This is a genomic window from Novosphingobium sp. AAP83, from assembly GCF_001295795.1.
Lineage (GTDB): Bacteria > Pseudomonadota > Alphaproteobacteria > Sphingomonadales > Sphingomonadaceae > Novosphingobium.
Genome location: NZ_LJHY01000023.1, coordinates 121,564 through 139,391, shown reverse-complemented (window position 1 = coordinate 139,391; position 17,828 = coordinate 121,564). Strand labels below are relative to the sequence as shown.

Annotated in this window: 15 protein-coding genes; 8 read left to right on the top strand and 7 right to left on the bottom strand. The window is 61.8% G+C overall.

Translation table 11 applies throughout. From position 1 onward, the window contains the following. The first annotated feature begins 179 nt into the window (after window positions 1-179). From IP81_RS14295 to IP81_RS14280, 4 genes are all read left to right on the top strand, one after another. A complete protein-coding gene (locus IP81_RS14295; protein ID WP_054108685.1) occupies window positions 180-1,016 on the top strand; it encodes a DUF1838 family protein in 837 nt (278 codons plus the stop codon). A 132-nt stretch (window positions 1,017-1,148) separates the two neighbouring features. Continuing rightward, window positions 1,149-2,531 (top strand): MFS transporter, encoded by a 1,383-nt coding sequence (locus tag IP81_RS14290; protein ID WP_054108684.1) that lies wholly within the window; start codon window positions 1,149-1,151, stop codon window positions 2,529-2,531. Next, entirely contained in the window at window positions 2,524-3,549 is a 1,026-nt protein-coding gene (locus IP81_RS14285; protein WP_054108683.1) for a Gfo/Idh/MocA family protein, read from the top strand. Before IP81_RS14290 ends, IP81_RS14285 begins: the two co-directional genes overlap by 8 nt. Window positions 3,550-3,691: 142 nt before the next feature. Further along, window positions 3,692-5,962 carry a TonB-dependent receptor domain-containing protein gene (locus IP81_RS14280; RefSeq protein WP_054108682.1) on the top strand — a complete coding sequence of 757 codons (2,271 nt, stop codon included), beginning with the start codon at window positions 3,692-3,694 and terminating at the stop codon, window positions 5,960-5,962. On the opposite strand, the gene IP81_RS14275 is transcribed toward IP81_RS14280, so the two are convergent. The 4 genes from IP81_RS14275 to IP81_RS14260 are packed head-to-tail and all read right to left on the bottom strand — an operon-like array spanning window position 5,959 to window position 9,613. Further along, window positions 5,959-6,597, bottom strand: coding sequence for an isochorismatase family protein (locus IP81_RS14275; protein WP_054108681.1), 639 nt, complete (start codon window positions 6,595-6,597; stop codon window positions 5,959-5,961). The genes IP81_RS14280 and IP81_RS14275 overlap by 4 nt on opposite strands. A 12-nt stretch (window positions 6,598-6,609) precedes the next feature. Beyond that, the gene (leuD, locus tag IP81_RS14270; protein WP_054108680.1) at window positions 6,610-7,218 is read right to left on the bottom strand and encodes a 3-isopropylmalate dehydratase small subunit; all 609 of its coding nucleotides are present in this window, start codon (window positions 7,216-7,218) and stop codon (window positions 6,610-6,612) included. After that, a complete protein-coding gene (gene leuC / locus IP81_RS14265) occupies window positions 7,215-8,618 on the bottom strand; it encodes a 3-isopropylmalate dehydratase large subunit (RefSeq protein ID WP_054108679.1) in 1,404 nt (467 codons plus the stop codon). Before leuC ends, leuD begins: the two co-directional genes overlap by 4 nt. Then, window positions 8,615-9,613 carry an alpha/beta fold hydrolase gene (locus IP81_RS14260; protein ID WP_054108678.1) on the bottom strand — a complete coding sequence of 333 codons (999 nt, stop codon included), beginning with the start codon at window positions 9,611-9,613 and terminating at the stop codon, window positions 8,615-8,617. Before IP81_RS14260 ends, leuC begins: the two co-directional genes overlap by 4 nt. A 218-nt stretch (window positions 9,614-9,831) precedes the next feature. Between IP81_RS14260 and IP81_RS14255 the strand changes: the two genes are divergently transcribed. From IP81_RS14255 to IP81_RS14240, 4 genes are read left to right on the top strand one after another with little or no spacing between them, the layout of a single operon-like run. Continuing rightward, window positions 9,832-11,295, top strand: coding sequence for an NAD(P)/FAD-dependent oxidoreductase (locus IP81_RS14255; RefSeq protein ID WP_054108677.1), 1,464 nt, complete (start codon window positions 9,832-9,834; stop codon window positions 11,293-11,295). A gap of 28 nt (window positions 11,296-11,323) precedes the next feature. Further along, window positions 11,324-12,238 (top strand): polysaccharide deacetylase, encoded by a 915-nt coding sequence (locus tag IP81_RS14250; protein WP_054108676.1) that lies wholly within the window; start codon window positions 11,324-11,326, stop codon window positions 12,236-12,238. Beyond that, the gene (locus IP81_RS14245) at window positions 12,235-13,386 is read left to right on the top strand and encodes an FAD-dependent monooxygenase (RefSeq protein ID WP_054108675.1); all 1,152 of its coding nucleotides are present in this window, start codon (window positions 12,235-12,237) and stop codon (window positions 13,384-13,386) included. The genes IP81_RS14250 and IP81_RS14245 overlap by 4 nt, the downstream gene beginning before the upstream one ends. Then, window positions 13,383-14,882 carry an aldehyde dehydrogenase gene (locus IP81_RS14240; protein ID WP_054108674.1) on the top strand — a complete coding sequence of 500 codons (1,500 nt, stop codon included), beginning with the start codon at window positions 13,383-13,385 and terminating at the stop codon, window positions 14,880-14,882. Before IP81_RS14245 ends, IP81_RS14240 begins: the two co-directional genes overlap by 4 nt. Before the next feature lie 51 nt (window positions 14,883-14,933). Here IP81_RS14240 and IP81_RS14235 read toward each other — a convergent pair whose 3' ends face one another. The 3 genes from IP81_RS14235 to IP81_RS14225 form a co-directional block, all read right to left on the bottom strand. Next, window positions 14,934-15,725: an IclR family transcriptional regulator gene (locus tag IP81_RS14235; protein WP_054108673.1), complete on the bottom strand. Its 792-nt coding sequence runs from the start codon at window positions 15,723-15,725 to the stop codon at window positions 14,934-14,936. Between the two features lie 121 nt (window positions 15,726-15,846). After that, a complete protein-coding gene (locus IP81_RS14230; RefSeq protein ID WP_054108727.1) occupies window positions 15,847-16,968 on the bottom strand; it encodes a zinc-binding dehydrogenase in 1,122 nt (373 codons plus the stop codon). Beyond that, window positions 16,965-17,828 carry an oxaloacetate decarboxylase gene (locus IP81_RS14225; protein WP_054108672.1) on the bottom strand — a complete coding sequence of 288 codons (864 nt, stop codon included), beginning with the start codon at window positions 17,826-17,828 and terminating at the stop codon, window positions 16,965-16,967. Before IP81_RS14225 ends, IP81_RS14230 begins: the two co-directional genes overlap by 4 nt.

Below are 17,828 nucleotides of genomic sequence, written 5' to 3'. Positions count from 1 at the left end.
TCCTCTCACGGGTGGGCTTGCTTGGCCCGCGTGATGCACAAAGCCGCGCTTAGGCGCAATTGCGTTTGCACATGAGGGCAGGACTAGATCACCTGTCCGCCTTGCGGATAGAGCGGGCGGGAGCGTGGCGGGGGTGGCCGTGGCATGGAAGCTTTCCCTATGCTTGAAGGACGCCGCGTATGACGATGGATCGCAGGACTGCTTTGGCCGGGATGGGCCTTGGTGCGGTTGCGCTGGCAAGCCCGGTGGCGGGTGCGCGGCGCAAGGCGGGAGTGGCGCTTGATGTGGCAAGCGCAGAAGGACGGCTGCGCACCTTCATCATGATGCGCGGGGCGCTGGACGAGGGGTTGATCACTGGTTGGGTTTCGGCGCGGTATTATGGCGTGGTGGAGGACCGGATGGACCCGCTGTTCGCGGTCGTATCAGCCGTGTTCTCGCGTTATACCCAAGTGGCCGACGGGTTTGCGGTGGTGAATTTTGAACTGGCGTGGTTTACCGATCCCGAAACGGGCAAGGCGCTGGAGACGTTCCGCAACCCTTACACCAATCAGGATTGCAAGGTGCCCGCAGGCGGATTGCCGCCATCGAAATTCCGCTTTGGCCGCGATCTTTCCTTCCATCTGGGCCGCGATGTGCCGGGGTTGCAGATGGAGCATGACGTGCTGCCGTTTGATGTGCGCGGCGATGATGTGTGGGTGACCGAGCGTTCGCGCACCGCGATGACCTTTCCCGGCGCGGCGCGGCCTTTCCGCTATTCCGAAAGCAACACCTTCCACGCCAAGAAAAGCGATCTGGAGCGTCCCGGTGCAACCCGCGTGACGAGCGAAGTGAGCTTTACCAACGTATGTTCGTGGCGGCCCTGGATGCAAATGGGAGACCGCCCCGGCCACCTGACCGCCATCGGCATCGGGCGGCAAAATGCCACGATGGATTCGCTGCCACCGGCGTGGATCGAGGCAACAGCGGCGAAGCGGCCCGAGGTGCTGAAAGACCCCGCCGCCATCCTTGCGCTTTGAAGCGAATCTGACAGTGTTATCCGCCAATCGGACAGTTTGCGTTAGGTGTGGGGATAGGCGCTGCGCCAAGGCATTCTGGCAGGATCGGGAACGCTGACCAGATAGCGATCTTGCGCAAAGGATTCCCCGACCATGGCGGCAGAAACAGGTGTGGCGGCTAACCCATCGGCCACAGGCCGTTTGCCAACATCGCTAAAGGCGGGTTTTGGCTTGGGCCAGGTGGCCAGCCAATTGTTCCGTGATGCGCCATCGTTGCTGCTGCTGTTCTATCTGACCAACGTGATGGGCATTCCGCCTGCGATTGCGGGCATGGCGATATTCGTGCCCAAAGTGTTTTTTGGCGCGGTGTTCGATTTGTGGATCGGCATTGCTTCGGATCGCATCGCATCGCGTTTTCCGCGCCGTCGCTGGTTGTTGATTGGCGGGCTGTGCGCACCATTTGCGATGCTGGGGCCGTTCGCTGTGCCCGAAGCCTCAACCGCATTTCAGGTGGCGTGGGTGTTTGTCACCTTCAGCGTCTATATGGTGGTCTATTCGATGTTCTCGGTGCCCTATCTGGCGCAGTTTTCCGAAATGTCGGCCGATCCGGCAGAGCGGACCGAACTGATGGGCTGGAAGCATGGGTTTACCGGACTTGGTGTGCTGGTTTCTTCCGCATTTGCGCCGATGCTGGTGAACCGGCTGGGCATGGACCGGCAGGGGCATCTGATCACGATGGTCGTATTGGGGCTGATCTGCCTTGGCTGCTTGCTGGTGGCATGGCGCTTTGCTGCGCGCATTCCGGATCGGGCGAACACCGGGCGCACTTTGGGCCTGCGCGATTTGCCACGTGCCTTTGCCGACCGGCGCTTTGCCATCTTGTGTGCATCAGCCGTGCTGATGACGGTGGGGGCGGGGATTTCTTACGCCAGCTTCCCGTTCTTTGTGAAATACGCGATGGCGCGTCCCGAACCGTTGCACGATATTGGCGTGATGTCTGCCATCATGGCTGTGGCTGTGATGGCCGGATCGCCGCTGTGGGTGATGGTTTCCAAACGTATCGGCAAAAAGAAGACTTACGTCATCGCCGCAACGGGGCACGGAATGGTGACGCTGGCGTGGGGTTTGATGGCCGATATGCCGATGCCGGTGGCCTATGCCATGGCGGCGCTTATGGCGGCCTGCAACGCGGGGTGGGGCACGATTGTGCTATCGCTGCTGTCTGATTGCATTGCCGAGGCGCGCGATGTGCATGGCGAAAACCGTGCGGGCTCCTATTCCGCGATCTGGTCGGTTATCGAAAAGGCCGGGATTGCGTTGGGCGGCACGCTGGTGGTGGGTGCGATCCTTTCGGGCTGGGGTTTTGATTCGGCCGCGGCACGCGCAGGGCTCATGCAAAGTGCAGGCGCGATTGCGGGCACGATTGTGGCTTATTCGGTGGTGCCGGGGCTGACCAAGCTGTTTGCCGCGCTGATGATCTGGCGCTTTGTGCATGAGCGCGAAGCGGTAGCCACAGGAGAACTGGCGCGTGCCTGATCCGGTGGTCAAGCCGGTGGGCGTGGCCTTGATCGGTTGCGGGCGGATTTCGGGCGCGCATCTGGCGGCAGCGGCTGCGGTGCCTGATGCAGTGCGGATTGTCGCTACGGTCGATCCCGATCCGGCAGCGGCGCAAGCAGCAGCGGGGCCGTTCGGGGCCGCGGCGCTTACGTCGATGGCGGATGCTTTGGCGATGCCGGAAGTCGAGGCTGTGCTGATTGCCAGCCCCAACGCGCTGCACGGCGAACAGGCGCTGGCGGCGCTTGCCGCCGGACGCCACGCGCTGGTGGAAAAGCCGCTGGCTGAAACCGGGGCGCAGGCGCGCTTGCTTGAGGCTGAGGCGGCCAAGCGCGGGCTCGTGCTGGCCGCAGGGCACACCTACCGGCACAATAGAGCGATTGTCACGCTGCTCGACCGGATGCCGGACTGGGGGCCGCTGCGCGCGGTTTCGGTAACATCCTGCGTGTTCTGGGACGGGCCGCAAGCGCCGTGGTGGGCAACGCGCTCGCCCGAAGACGGGCTGATCCTGTCCCTCTTTGCGCCCCATTCGCTGGACTTTGTTCAACTGGTGATGGGTGCAGATGATCCTCTGCGGGTCCATGCCGAAGCCGCGCGTTGGCAGCCGGGCTGGCGCGGTGAAGATGAGGCGATGATCCTTATGGCCTATCCCGGACGGCGCATGGCCAGCGTCCATATCTCATACAACCAGCGCAGCGTGTTTGATCGCAAGGTCCTGCACTTTGCAGGCGGTGTGGCCGAGATCGAGGATGGCGAAGTGCTGAAATGGAATGGCGAGGTTCTGGTGTCCCCGTCCGAGGGCGTGCTCATCAATCCGCGCCGGATGGGCGGACGCCGCACGGGCCACTTCTTTGAACAGCAGTTGCGCGAATTTGCCGCTGCGGTGCGCGGGGCACCGCACCGCTGCCCCACCGGCCACGATGCTGCGCGGCTGATTGAACTGATTGACCAGGTTAAAGCATCGGCGCGCGCCAATAGCGCCGATGCGATAAGGGGGTGAGTTTGCCACGCGGCAGGTTGTGTGATGGCGAATTTGTGCTGCCGCCTATCTCCAGATTGTAACATTTCATATCAGGATTGTGGAACACTGGCGTAACTAATAATGCTTCTGCGAGTCATTTGCATCAAAGGAAGTTACGACAATGTCCAGTCGCTGCTCACGGACCGTTCTGGCATGGGCGCTTTGCGCTGCCGCATCAGGATATTCGGTGTCGAGCTATGCTGCCGAAACTGAGGACGCAGGAGACATCTCCCAAAACAAGCCAGATATCGTTGTGATTGGGGATGATTTGGCAGCATCGCGCATTGCCGGATCAGCATCATCGGTTTCCGAACTGGACTTGAAGCGTTCGCGCGTGTTCACGGTGAATGATGCGCTGCGGCAGGTGACGGGCGTTTTTGCACGCGATGAAGAAGGCGCAGGGGCAAGGCCCAATATCGGTATTCGCGGGCTGAACCCGGTGCGTTCAACCAAAGTGCTGTTGCTGGAAGACGGCATCCCGCTAGGCTATGCGCCCTATGGCGATAATGCGGCTTATTATCATCCGCCGATCGAGCGTTTTGTTGGTATTGAAGTGCTGAAGGGGGCCGCGCAAGTGCGGTTTGGCCCGCAGACCATCGGCGGTGTCGTCAATTACATAACCCCTGACGCGCCCGAAGAGCTGATGGCGCGGGTGACCGGCAGTTATGGCAACCGAGATACGCTGAATCTGGATGGTATGGTGGGCGGCAGTGCGCTGGGCGGGCGGATGCTGCTGCATGTCAATCACAAGCAGACAGACGGCAATCGCGACAATCAGGCGCTGCGCTTTACCGATATCTTCCTGAAAGGGGATTGGGAGTTTGGCGCAGACCACGCAGTGACGCTCAAGGTATCGCGCTTTAACGAGAACAGCCAGGTGACCTATTCCGGCCTGACGCGGGCCGAGTTCAATGCCGATCCGCGCGGGAACCTGTTTGCGAACGACGATTTCCAGACCGAACGCTGGAATGGGACGCTTTCGCACCGCTGGGCCTTGGGCGAAGGGCTGACGCTCAAGACTTCGGCCTATTATCACTATTTCACGCGTGATTGGTGGCGGCAATCATCGAACAGCGGCCAGCGGCCAAACGATGCCAGTGATCCGGCCTGCGGGGGCATGGCGAACTTGCTGCAAACTTGCGGCAACGAAGGGCGTTTGCGTGATTATGATACTTGGGGTGCCGAAACGCGCCTCTCGATTGACCATGCCTTGCTGGGCATTGGCGGCGAAACCGAACTGGGTGTACGCTATCATGAAGAGCGCCAGCGCCGCCGCCAGTGGAATGGTGACACTCCCAATGCGCGCGCGCCCGGAACGAGCGTGAACGCTGGCGTTCGGGAAAACAACGAGCGTGATGCGACGGCCTTTGCTGCGTTTATCCAATCGCGTTTCGAATTTGGCAAACTATCGATCACCCCCGGCCTGCGTGGTGAGTTTATCGATTTCGAACGGCGCAATCTGCCGGTGGATGTGATTGCCGGGGGCCGTCCGACCGGCGCGGTGACCGCTTTAACAGCGGCCCGCCAGAGTCTTGATAAAGTGTTGCCGGGCATTGGCGCGACCTTTGATATTGCACCTGCGGTTACACTTTATGGCGGGGTTCATCGCGGCTTTGCGCCGCCGCGCGTGGAAGATATCATCACCGCAACAGGGGGATCGGTTGATCTTGATGCGGAGCTGAGCTGGAATTGGGAAGCGGGTATTCGCGGCGATCTGGTGAAAGGTGTGCGCGCCGATGCCACGTTCTATGTCATGGACTTTGAAAACCAGATCATCGCGCAATCTGTGGCTGGCGGGATCGGGGCGACGCTGACATCGGCGGGCCGGACTTTGCACCGGGGCGGGGAACTCTCGCTTAACCTTTCATCGCGCGATGCCGGCTGGACCACGCGCGAAACGGATGTGTTTGGCCGGATGGCGGCAACTTGGGTGGCCACCGCACGCTACAACAGCACGCGGATCGCAACTGCGCCGTGTTTTGATGGCGCAACGACTGGCAGCAATGTTGCGACAGGCAGCGGTGTGATTCCTTGCGGTGTAGCCCGCAATGTTCAAGGCAATCGCCTGCCCTATTCGCCCGAATGGCTGTTTTCTGCGGCGTTGGGCATAGAGCACAAGGGCTTTACCGGACAAGTTGAGGTTGTCAGCCAATCATCGATGTTCGCCGATGACGTGAACCTGATCGCGCAAACGCCCGATGGCCAGCGCGGGCGCATTGACGGCTGGGCGCAAGTCAATCTGGCGGCGTCCTACGGTCCGCCACAGGGCAATTGGGAAGTGTTTGTTTCGGCGCGCAATCTGTTTGACAAGATGTTTATCGTTGACCGGGTGCGGGGCAATTTGCCGGGACAACCGCTGATGATCCAAGGTGGCCTGACATTGCGGTACTAGCGGCTTAACCCGGCGAAAAATGCCACCGCCTCATCCTCGCTCACCACGTCGGCATACTTGGCGTTCATGTCGAACAGGTTGGCTTCGTGGGGGGCGGGGTGGCGGTCGCCGCAGGCGTCGGCGATGACGGCGGTGCGGAAGCCGTGGCTCATGGCGTCGACGCAGGTGGCGCGGACGCAGCCCGAGGTGGTGAGGCCGGTGAGCAGGACCGAGTCCACACCGATGGCGGTGAGGGTTGAGGCGAGCGAGGTGCCGAAAAAGGCGCTGGGGTATTGCTTGGAGACGACCAGTTCATCGGCGAAGGGTTCCAGCCCCGGCCCCCATGCGCCCATCGGGCTGCCTTCGAGGAAGTTTTTGAGCGGGGCGGCTTTTTCAAAGAAGCGGCCGCCGTTGAGCGCCAAGGGGTGATAGACCACATTGGTGAGGATGACCGGAACGCCAGCAGCGCGGGCGGCGGCGCGGACGCGCAGGGCCGAGGCGAGCGCATCATCGACGCCTGCGTAAAGATCGCAGGTTTCGTCAAAATAGCCCATGCAGAAATCGATCAGGATCAGCGCCGGGCGGCTGCCGAAGCCGACGCGGCGATCATAAGCTTTCTTGTAATTGGCGAGCAGGTCAGCAGCGTCGTTGCTCATGCGGCGGGGTCCTTAAGCATAGAGCCAGGGCTGGGTCTGGCGTTGGGTGTTCTCGAAAGCGGTAATGTCATCGGCAAAGCGGGCTAGCACGAGGTCGGTTTCATCCCAACCATTTAGCAAGGCAAGCCGTCTTTCGGGCGGGATGGCGAAGGGGGTGGGGGGCTGGCCTGCGACGGTGACGGTTTGCGCTTCAAGATCGACGGTGAAAGCCGTGCCCGCTGCGGCGCAGCCGAGCATTTGCGCGACCGTTTCGGGCGGCAAGATCACCGGGATCACGCCATTGCGCAGGCAGTTGTTGTGAAAAATCTCGCCCAGCGCAGGCGCGATCACGGCGCGCACGCCAAGGCCGTGCAGCGCCCAGACCGCCTGTTCGCGGCTGGAGCCCGAACCGAAGTTTGCGCCTGCGACAATGACCGGAGGTGCGCGGAAGGGATCGGTGTTGAGCACATAGCCCGCCACCTCGGTCCCGTCGGCATGATAGCGGCGATCATGGAAGGCGTGTTTCCCCAAGCCTTCGCGCGCGGTGAGCAGGAGGAAGCGCGCGGGGAAGATGATATCGGTATCGATGTTCTCTTCCGGCATTGCGGCGGCGGGGCCGGTGACGGTTGTAAAGCCGGTCATGCGATATACTCCCGCGCATCGGCAATGTGGCCCGCGATGGCGGCAGCGGCGGCCATGGCAGGGCTCATCAAATGGGTGCGTCCGCCTGCGCCCTGACGGCCTTCGAAATTGCGGTTGCTGGTGGAGGCGCAACGATCCCCGGGCGCAAGGCGATCATCGTTCATCGCTACGCACATCGAACACCCGGCAAAGCGCCATTCGAAACCGGCGGCGGTGAAGATGCGGTCAAGCCCTTCGGCTTGCGCAGCGGCGCGGGTGGCAGCAGAGCCGGGCACGACGATAGCTTTAACGCCGCTTGCCACCTTGCGGTCTAATGCGATCGCGGCGGCGGCGCGCAAGTCCTCGATCCGGCCATTGGTGCACGATCCGATAAAGACGTGGCTGATGGGCGTGCCTTGCAGTGCCGCGCCGGGGGTAAGGCCCATATAGGACAGCGCCTTTTCCGCCTCGCGCCGTTCGGATGGGTCAGTGATTTGCGCAGGGTCTGGCAGGTGCGCGGTGACGGGCAGGGTCTGGTTCGGGCTGGTGCCCCAACTGACTTGCGGGGCGATTTGCGCCAGATCGAGCGTGACAACTTTATCATAATGCGCGCCTGCATCGCTGGGCAAGGTTCGCCAATAGGCGCAGGCAGCATCGAACATGGCGGCCTTGGGGGCAAGGCGGCGGCCCTTGATGAAGGCGAAAGTGGTTTCATCGGGCGCGACAAGGCCGATGCGGCTGCCGGCCTCAATCGTCATGTTGCACAAGGTCATGCGCTCGGCCATCGCCATGGCGGAAACGGCGGGGCCGACATATTCGACCGCATAGCCCACCGCACCATTTGCGCCGATCTTGGCGATTAGGGCGAGCGCAATGTCCTTGGCGAACGTGAGCGGGTGGCGGTGGCCGATGAGTTCGACCTTCATCGTGCGCGCTTTGGTCTGGCGCAGGGCTTGTGCGGCCATGACCGTGGTTTGTTCGCTAGCACCGATGCCGAAGGCAAGTGCGCCGAATGCGCCGTGCGTGGTGGTGTGGCTATCGCCGCAGACAATGGTGGTGCCGGGCAGGGTGAAGCCAGTTTCAGGGCCGATGACGTGGACAATGCCCTGTTCGGGACCGGACAGCGCGGCATAGGGGAGGCCAAATTCGGCCACATTGGCTTCAAGTTCGGCGATTTGCGCAGCGGCCTGTGGCTCATCGATCACATCGCGTTGACGGGTGGGGATGGCGTGATCGGCCACGGCAAGGTGCGTTTCGGGGCGGCGCAACTGGCGACCTGCCTTGCGCATGGAAACGAAGGATTGCGGGCTGGAAACTTCGTGGACGATGTGGCGATCAATATAGAGTAGCGCTTCATCAGCACCCAGCTCGGCGACGATGTGCGCATCCCACAGCTTTTCGTAGAGCGTGCGCGGTTTCACGGTTTTGGCACTCCGGCTTCGACATATGTTTCGATCCAGCGGGCGAAACGGTCTGGCACTTCCAAGGGGGGATAGTGGCCGACATCGGGCATCAGCACTTTGGAGATCGTGGCGTTCTTCAGATAGCGGGTGATGGCATGGACGGCGGCTTCGGGCAGGAGCGGATCGCCGCTGCCCCAGAGGAGGAAGGTGGGGGCGGTGATCTTGGCCATTTCGATAGCAGCCTGTTTGCCATCACCGATGCGCGCGACCATGGCGATGGGATGCTTTTCGGGACTGCGGCGGTTGAAGTCCCAGTATTCGGCCTTGGTTTTTGCGCTGATACGTGCGGGATCGCCTGCGAAGAACGAGAGGTACTGGTCCCAGAAATCGAGGTCCTGATAGCCGGTTTTGCGCGCGCGGTCTTGCGCGGCAAGGAACGCCGGGGTTTGCACCAGATGGCTGGTATCAACCGGATCAGATGGGGTGTTCGACAGGATCAGCCGCTCGACCAGTTCGGGGCGCTTGGCCGCCAGATACATCGCCATGGTGCCACCGCTGGAGACACCAATGGCGGCGGCGATTTTTTTGATGCCAAGGCCATCGAGCAGGCCTTCGACCACTTCGACCGGCTGCACGGTTTGGGCGGCTTCATCGGTGGTGTGCGAGGACAGGCCATAACCCGGGATATCGAGGCGGATCACGCGGTAACGCTTTTTCATCAGCGCGGTGATGCGGTCCCACGTGCGCAGGCTGCTTTGCGAACCGTGGATCATCAGCAGTATGGGGGCGCGGCGCGGGCCTTCGTCCTTGTAATGGATCTCCATGCCTTTGACCGGCATGAAGCGGCTTTGCTTATCGGCGTATTTGGTGCGCAATTGCCCGACGGTGAGGCGCGGGGTGGTGGGCGAATCGGGCGCGTTGGCAGCGGTTTGCGCAAACACAGCCGTGATCGGCAGCGTGAATGCCAGAAGGAAGCCAAGGCCAAAGTATCTCAGAGTTCTGATCAATTGCATGAAGCCTCCGGTTCGGCCAAGTTCGTATCGGATATAGGATATGCGCTATCGGCGATTGGCGAAATTTCCGAAAGCCTTGCGTCTCTATCCGACAGGTGGTGAGCCATATCCGGTTGATCGACAGCGGGGCCTGATCGGCCACAGATTGCAAGGATTGGTGAAGGTCAGCTCCCTTTGCTAGCGGCCTTGGCGCCGGATGTTTCAAGGATTGCAGAACAATGGCGATGAACCGGCGCACATTCTCCTTGGCAACAGCTGGGCTGGGTCTGGTTGCGAGCAATCCCGCATTCGCCGGATTTACGCTGAAAGAGAAGGCTAAGCCGCCGACATTGGCCAAGCCCGGGCAGGCCGACGTGATCGTGCTGGGCGCGGGCGTATCGGGCATGCAAGCGGCGTGGATGCTGGAACAGCAGGGCATGAAGGTGACCGTGCTGGAAGCGCGGGCCGAGGTAGGCGGGCGCATCCGCACGCTGCTCGATCAGCCGGGCTATCCCGAAATGGGCTTCAATTCGATGGGTGAGGCTTATGGCCGGGGCCTTGATGCGGCGACCCGTGCCGGGGTGGAAATGCAGGAAGTGGGATCGCGCTGGCGGCACGGTGCGCCGCCGCTGTTGTGGATCAACGGCAAGCCGATGACGCGGGCGGAGTGGGCGCAGTTCCCCGGCAATCCGCTGCCCGACAAGTTCAAGATGCTGTTGCCAGCAGAAGTGGTGGGCAAAGCGGTGTCTGACGGCAACCGGCTGGCCGATTGGACGACGTGGCACGAGCCAGTCAATGCGGCGCTGGATGTGTCGTTGCATGAAGTGCTGCGCGCGCAAGGGCTCTCGGAAGCCGCGATCCGGCTGTGCAACGATATCGCGCCCTATTACGGCAGCAATGCATGGGAAACATCATCGCTGATGATGGAATACAACGACGGTTTTGTGAAAGCGCAGATTGCGGCGGGCACCAAGTCTTTGGGGGTGAAGGGCGGCAATATCCATCTGGCCACGGGCATGGCCAAGCTGCTGAAAGGCGATGTGCTGCTGGGGCGCGAGGTTGTGGCGGTGACGCAGGCCGGGGCGCAAGTCAGCGTGCATTGCGCTGATGGGGCGATGTTTACGGCAGGCCGTGTGGTCTGTTCGCTGCCGTTTTCGGCGCTGCGCAATGTGAAGATGTTGCCCGCGCTGGAGGGGCTTCAGGCGCAGGCGGTGGGCCAGCTTGGCTATCAGCCGCTGTCGATGGTGTTCGTCACCGCCACCGCGCCGTTCTGGGAAGAGGACAAGCTGGCACCGGGCATGTGGACCGACGGGCCTTTGGGCAATGTGATGCCGCAGCGTTATGGCGCGAGTGTGGAGGAGATCACCGGCTTTATCGTGCAATCGCGCGGCAATCTGGCGCTGTACTGGGACCGCATGGGGCCGGATATGGCCAAGGCGATGGTCGTGCGCCAGTTGGAAACCTTGCGCCCTGCGGCCAAGGGCAAGATCGCGGCGCACAGCTATTTCAGTTGGGCTGGCGAGCGGTTCAACGGCGGCGATGTGTCGTACTTTGGCCCGGGTCAGGTGCGCTGGGTGGATGAAATGGCCAAGCCTGCTGGCCGCGTGCACTTTTGCGGCGAACATACCGCGATTGCATCACGCGGGCTGGAAGGCGCGCTGGAATCAGCCGAGCGCGTGGCGGTTGAGATAGTGACCGCCTGAGCGCGGCATAGGAATCAGGGAACGCTTGATGGAATACGATTATATCCCGATGCCGCAGCGCAAGCCGCTGGTCTGGCCCAATGGCGCGCAAGTGGCGCTGATTCTGACGTTCAATCTGGAAACGTGGGATCTGACCAAGGATACCGACAAGCCTTATTACGCGGGCGGTCCTGCGATCCTGCCCGATGTGCTGCCCGGCAATACGCCCGACTTTCCCAACTTCACCTGGCGCGAATATGGCCAGCGGGTGGGCATCTGGCGGTTGTTCGAGCTGTTTGACGAACTGGGCGTGAAGGCCAGTTGCACGACCAATGCGGTCACGTTCGAACGGCGCGGCGCGATGACCGATGCGGTGCTGGAGCGCGGCTGGGAACTGCTGACGCACAACTGGGAGCAGGGCGAACTGCTATCGAGCTTTGCCCATGCGCCCGAAAAGGAGCGCGACATCATCCTGCGCAGCCTTGACCAGTTTGAAAAGTTCACCGGGCGCAAGAGCAAGGGCTGGCTTTCGTCGAGCCTTCGCGGAACGATGCAGACCGCCGATATCCTCGCCGAATATGGCTGCACGTTTTACTGCGACATCATGAATGATGATCAGCCCTATTTGCTGCGCACGCCGAGCGGTCCGATCGTATCAGTGCCCTATTCGAACGAGATCAACGACTTCACGTTTATCACGCGCAAGAATTATACGACTGACCAGTTCCGCGATGCGCTGATCGAGGAACTGGATGTACTTTATGCCGAGGGTGCGAAGACCGGCCGGATCATGAATGTGGGGCTGCATCCCCACGTATCGGGCCGCGCCCACCGCGTGCGGGCGCTGCGCGAATTCATCGAACACGCCAAGAGCCTGCCCGGCGTGTGGTGGGCCACGCGCGAGGAGATCGCCGAGTGGTATCTGGCCAACCATGAAAGCCATATTCCGGGGCAACTGAAGTGAGCCGGAGCGAGCACGTCCTGATCGTGGGTGGTGGCATTGGCGGACTGACAGCCGCGACCGCCTTGGCGCAGCAGGGCTTCCCCGTGACGGTTCTGGAAGCGGCACCTGCTTTTGGCGAAATCGGCGCGGGGCTGACGCTCACGCCCAATGCGATGAAGGGGCTGGACTTCATTGGGGTGTGCGACAAGGCGGTGGCGGTGGGGGTTGAGCCATCGCGCCAACGCTTTCAGCACTGGCGCGATGGCCGCACGCTGGTGGCGATTGATCGCAGCGTGCAGCGCGCTAAATATGGTGCGCCCTATATCACCATCCACCGCGCCGATATCCACGATGTGCTGTGCACCGCTGCGCGGGAGGCGGGCGTTGATATGCGCGCGGGATCGCCCGTGGTGGCAAGCGCTGGCAGTAGCGTGACGCTGGCCGATGGTACGACTGTTACAGGCGATGTGCTGGTGGGTGCAGATGGCGTTAAAAGTGTTATCCGCCAGCGGTTTGAGGGGGAGCCGCCGTATTTCACCGGGCATGTGGCATGGCGCTGTCTGGTGCCGGTGACGCCGGAGATTCAGGACCTTTCCGATTTTCCCGGCATCATCATCGGCCCGGGCGGGATGATATCGCGCTATAATGTGCGCCATGCCAAGATCCTCAATCTGGTGTTTTTTGCGCGCCAGGAAGGCTGGCAGGATGAAAGCTGGACCACGCTGGCCGACCCTGAAGAAGTGCGCGGAATCTATGCGGAATGGTGCAGCGATACGCAGCGGTTGATTGATGCCGCGTTCGGCCAACCGATGTACAAATGGGCGCTGAATGCGCGGCGTCCGCTGAAAAGCTGGGTGGTGGATGGCAATGTGACGCTGCTGGGCGATGCCGCCCACGCGATGACGCCGTTTCTGGGGCAGGGTGCGACCAGCAGCATCGAGGACGGGATCGTGCTGGCCCGCGCGCTGTCGGCATCGGGCAGCGTTGCCGAAGGCCTTGCCCGGTATGAAAAGGCGCGGCACGAACGCACGACATTTATCCAGCTTGAATCGAACGCCAATGCTGATCGGATGCAGGGGCAGGATACGGACTTGTTCGGCATTGAGGATATGAAGGACGAGGAATCGCTGGGCTTGTTCACCTATGATCCAAGGACGGTGGCGGTATGATCCAACCCTTTGATGGACACGCGATTGCGCCTGAAACGGCGGCGTTTCTGGCGCGGCCGCACCGCCTGTTGATCAATGGCGCATGGGTGGACGGAGCAGGCGAGATGGAAACGCGCGATCCGGCCACGGGGCTGGTATTGGCGCAGTTCCACACCGGCGGCGCGGCAGAAGTGGACCGCGCGGTGAAAGCAGCGCGCGCGGCGTTTGAAGGGCCGTGGGGGCGCATGACCGTGGCCGACCGCACCGCGATGCTGCACAAATTGGCGCGGGTGATGGATGCCCATGCCACGCTGCTGACCGAACTCGACATTATCGACAACGGCATGCCGCATTTCATCGCGGGGTTGACCACCGCCAATTGCGTCGAAATGGTCGATTACTACGCGGGCGCAGTGATGCGGATTGCGGGCACGACCATCGCGCCCCCGCGCCACATCGCGGCAGAGACCGAGGCGCTGACGTATACCTTGCGCGAGCCAATTGGCGTGGCGGGGCAGATCGTGCCTTGGAACGTGCCGCTTTCCACCGCGATCCTGAAGCTGGCACCGGCGTTGGCGGCGGGTTGCACGGTGGTGGTCAAGCCATCGGAAGAGACGCCGCTTTCGGCACTGGCGCTGGGGCAGATCGTGCTCGATGCGGGGCTTCCGGCGGGTGTGGTCAATATTATCAACGGCGTTGGCGCGCAGGCGGGGCAGGCGCTGGCCGAGCATCCCGGTGTGGACAAGATCTCGTTTACCGGATCGACCGCGACGGGGCGGCGGATCGTACAGGCGGCGCTGGGCAACCTGAAAAAAGTGAGCCTTGAACTGGGCGGCAAAAGTCCGGTGGTGGTGATGCCCGATGCCGATCTTTCGCTCGCCATTCCCGGCGTGGCGATGGCGACGTTCTTTCTGCAAGGGCAGAACTGCATGGCGGGCACACGCATATTTGCGCATGCGGCCATTCATGACGAATTGGTGGAAGGCCTTGCCGCCTTTGCCTGTAGTATGACGCTGGGCCACGGGCTGGACTTTGCGACCACGCAAGGCCCCTTGATCTCAGCGGCGCATACCGAAAAAGTGATGGGCTATATTGAGCGCGCCAAGGCCGATGGGGCAACGCTGGTGGCAGGCGGTGAGCGGCTGGATCGTGCGGGCAATTTCGTGAAGCCCACCATCTTCACCGGCTGTGACAATGCCATGCCGCTGATGCGCGAGGAGATTTTCGGTCCGGTGATGGCGGTGCAGAGGATCGAAACCGATGATCTGGACGCGATCGCCGCCCTTGCCAACGATACGCCCTTTGGCCTGTCGGGCAGTGTGTGGACGCGCGATCTTTCGACCGCGCACCGCATGGCCAAACGCATCCGCTCAGGCCACGTTTCGATCAATTGCCACGGCGCGGTGGGGACCAACATCCCGTTCGGCGGCTATGGCCAATCAGGCTGGGGCCGCGAATTCGGGCAAGAGGGGCTGGACGCGTACCTTGAGACAAAGGCGGTGACGGCGCGGTTGTGACGGGGGCGATTTTTCCTCCCCGTTTTGCCTTTGGCAAAACAGGGAGGATGATTACGCGTTGCCCATGGGGGTGTTGGACAGATCGTGGCTGATCGCGGCGGCGGTGGCCTTTAGCTCATCAAGATACATTTCAAGTGCAGCCGATAGCTTCATCGCGGCGACGAAGAAGACCATGGTCATCGCGGCCTGGAAGTGACCGTTCTTGAAGATGGGCACCGCAATCGACGAGGTTTTGCCCGGCGTCAGGTTGAAGTGGTTCCGGCCCTGCATGGCATAGCCTTCGGCGCGGATGCGCGCGACATCGAGGCTGACTTCGGCGGTGGCGAGGTAATTGAGATCAATATCCTGCGAGACGCGCATGAAGCGTAGGATCATCTCGCGCTCTTCATCATCGGCGAAGGCCATCGAGACTTTGCCCGAGGCGCTATCGAGGATCGGCAGGGTGAAGCCGGGATAATAGTGTTCGAAGGTGAGCGAGGAATTGGCGTGCGTGCTATCGCGCAGCATCATTTCGCGGCCCACGCGGATGGCAATGGATACGGGCCAACCGACGCGCGCGGTGAGCGCGACGATGTGCGGACGGGCAATGCGCACCAGTTCATCATCATGCTGGAAACCGGTGGCGAGCGTTTGCACCAGCGCGGTGGGGCGATAGCGTTTGCGCGCGGGTTCTTGTTCGATCAGGCCTTCATACAGCAGCGTTTGCACGATGCGGCAGGCGGTGGGGTAGGGTACTTCGGCGGATTTGGCGATCTCCATCATCGAGAGCGAGCCGTGGCGGTTGATCGCCTTTAACGCGGCGATGGACCGCGTGATCGAGCGGATTGGAACGCCTTTTTCCATGATGTGAGTCTCCTGAAGCCCTGTGCCGTTGGCGCAGAGTGACAAGAGAATGGCATTTGACCGAATTGTTCAAGCGTTTATCCGCCTGTCGGATAAAATCTGTCCGAATTCGGAGATTGTGTCACCAAGCCGGAATAATCACCTGCCGGACCGCTTTGCCTTGCGCCAGTTTGTCCATCAGCTCGTTGATTTCTTCGAGAGGACTGACCGAGGTGAGCAGCTTTTCAACCGGCAAACGGCCTGCGCGCCAGAGTGCGATGTAGCGCGGGATATCGCGAGAGGGGATGGACGAGCCCATATAGCTGCCGATCAGGGTCTTGCCCTCGGCCACCAGTGAAAGCGCATTTATTTCAAGCATTTCGGCAGGGTTAGGCAGACCGACGGTGATGATGCGGCCACCGCGCCGCGCGGCTTTATAGGCTTGGGCCAAGACAGCGGCCTTGCCGACGGTTTCGATGACGACATCGGTGCCGAACAGCACCGTGTCCTCACCCGGAGCGACGGCGGCGGCAGCGCCGAGTTCCAATGCGAGCGCGCGCTTTTCGGGCGACGGATCGACCGCGACGACGGGTTGCGCGCCTGCGGCGAGCGCACCGATCAGTGCGGCAAGGCCGACGCCGCCAAGGCCATAGATCAGCACCGATTCGCCGGGGCGGACCTGAGCGGTGTTCATCACCGCGCCAACGCCGGTGAGCACCGCGCAGCCGAACAGGGCGGCGGTTTCAGGGGGAATATCGCTATCGATTTTGACCAGCGAGCGGCGGTCTACCACGGCTTGGGTGGCGAAGGCAGAGACGCCTAGGTGGTGGTGGACAGGGTTGCCGTCACAAGACAGACGCGAGCTGCCGTGCATCAATTCGCCCTTGCCATTGGCGGCGGCGGCATTGGCGCAGAGGTATCCCTCGCCCGATGCGCAAGCAACGCAGTGGCCGCACGAGGGCAGGAACACGAGCACGGCGCGATCCCCCACGGACAGGCTGCCATCGCCCTTATCGCCGAGCGCGAGCACGGTAGCAGACGCTTCATGGCCCAGTGCCATCGGCATCGGGCGCGGGCGGTCTCCGTTGATCACCGAAAGGTCGGAATGGCACAGGCCTGCGGCATCAATCCGCACCAGAACTTCGCCGGGCCGGGGATCGGCGAGGTCGAGTGACATGACCGAAAGCGGTTTGTTGTCGGCGTAAGGGCTGGGGTTATTGCCGCTTTGATGCAGCACGGCGGCGGCTATTTTGCGCGTGGTCATGCCCCCGCCTTGCCCCATTTCTTTTCGAATGCCCACACATCTTCAAACCCGATGAGCGAACAGAACTCGGAGAAATCGAACAGGCCATCGGGCTGACCGATGCCGTGATCCTTCAGATCGCGCAGCGCCTTTTCCATCGCGGCGCAGGCGGCAAGGCTGGTGAGCGAGGGGTAGATGGCATAGGCATAGCCGATTTCGCTGAGGACCTCGGCAGGCGGGACCGGGGTTTTACCGTGGTTCGACATATTGGCCATGCAGGGTTTATCGAGCACGGCGCAGGCCTTGGCCATTTCGTCATGGCTGTGCAGCGCTTCGGGGAAGAGCACATCGGCCCCTGCCTTGGAATAGGCCTCCATCCGGCGCAGCACGCCATCAAGGCCTTCGCTTTCGCGCGCATCGGTGCGGGCGATGACCACGAAATCGTCAGAGGTGCGCGCATCGATGGCGACCTTGATCTTTTCGACCATGTCATCGGTAGAGATCAGGCGCTTGAACGGGGTGTGGCCGCACTTCTTGGGGAATTCCTGATCCTCGATCTGGATCGCGGTGATGCCTGCTGCCTCATAGCCCTTGACGGTGTGGTGGACGTTGAGCAGCCCGCCATAGCCGGTATCGCCATCGGCGATGACGGCGGCATTGCTGGTGCGCACCAGCGTTGCCATGCGATCACGCATTTCGGTGTAAGTGGCGATCCCGGCATCGGGCAGACCATAGGCCGAGGCGGTGAGCCAATAGCCCGTGCCATAGACGATATCGAAGCCGACTTTGTTGGCGATGACCGCCGTGATCATGTCCTGAATGCCGGGGATGACGAAGAATTTGCCCGAAGCGAGCTTCTGGCGGAGGATGGGATTGGCCAC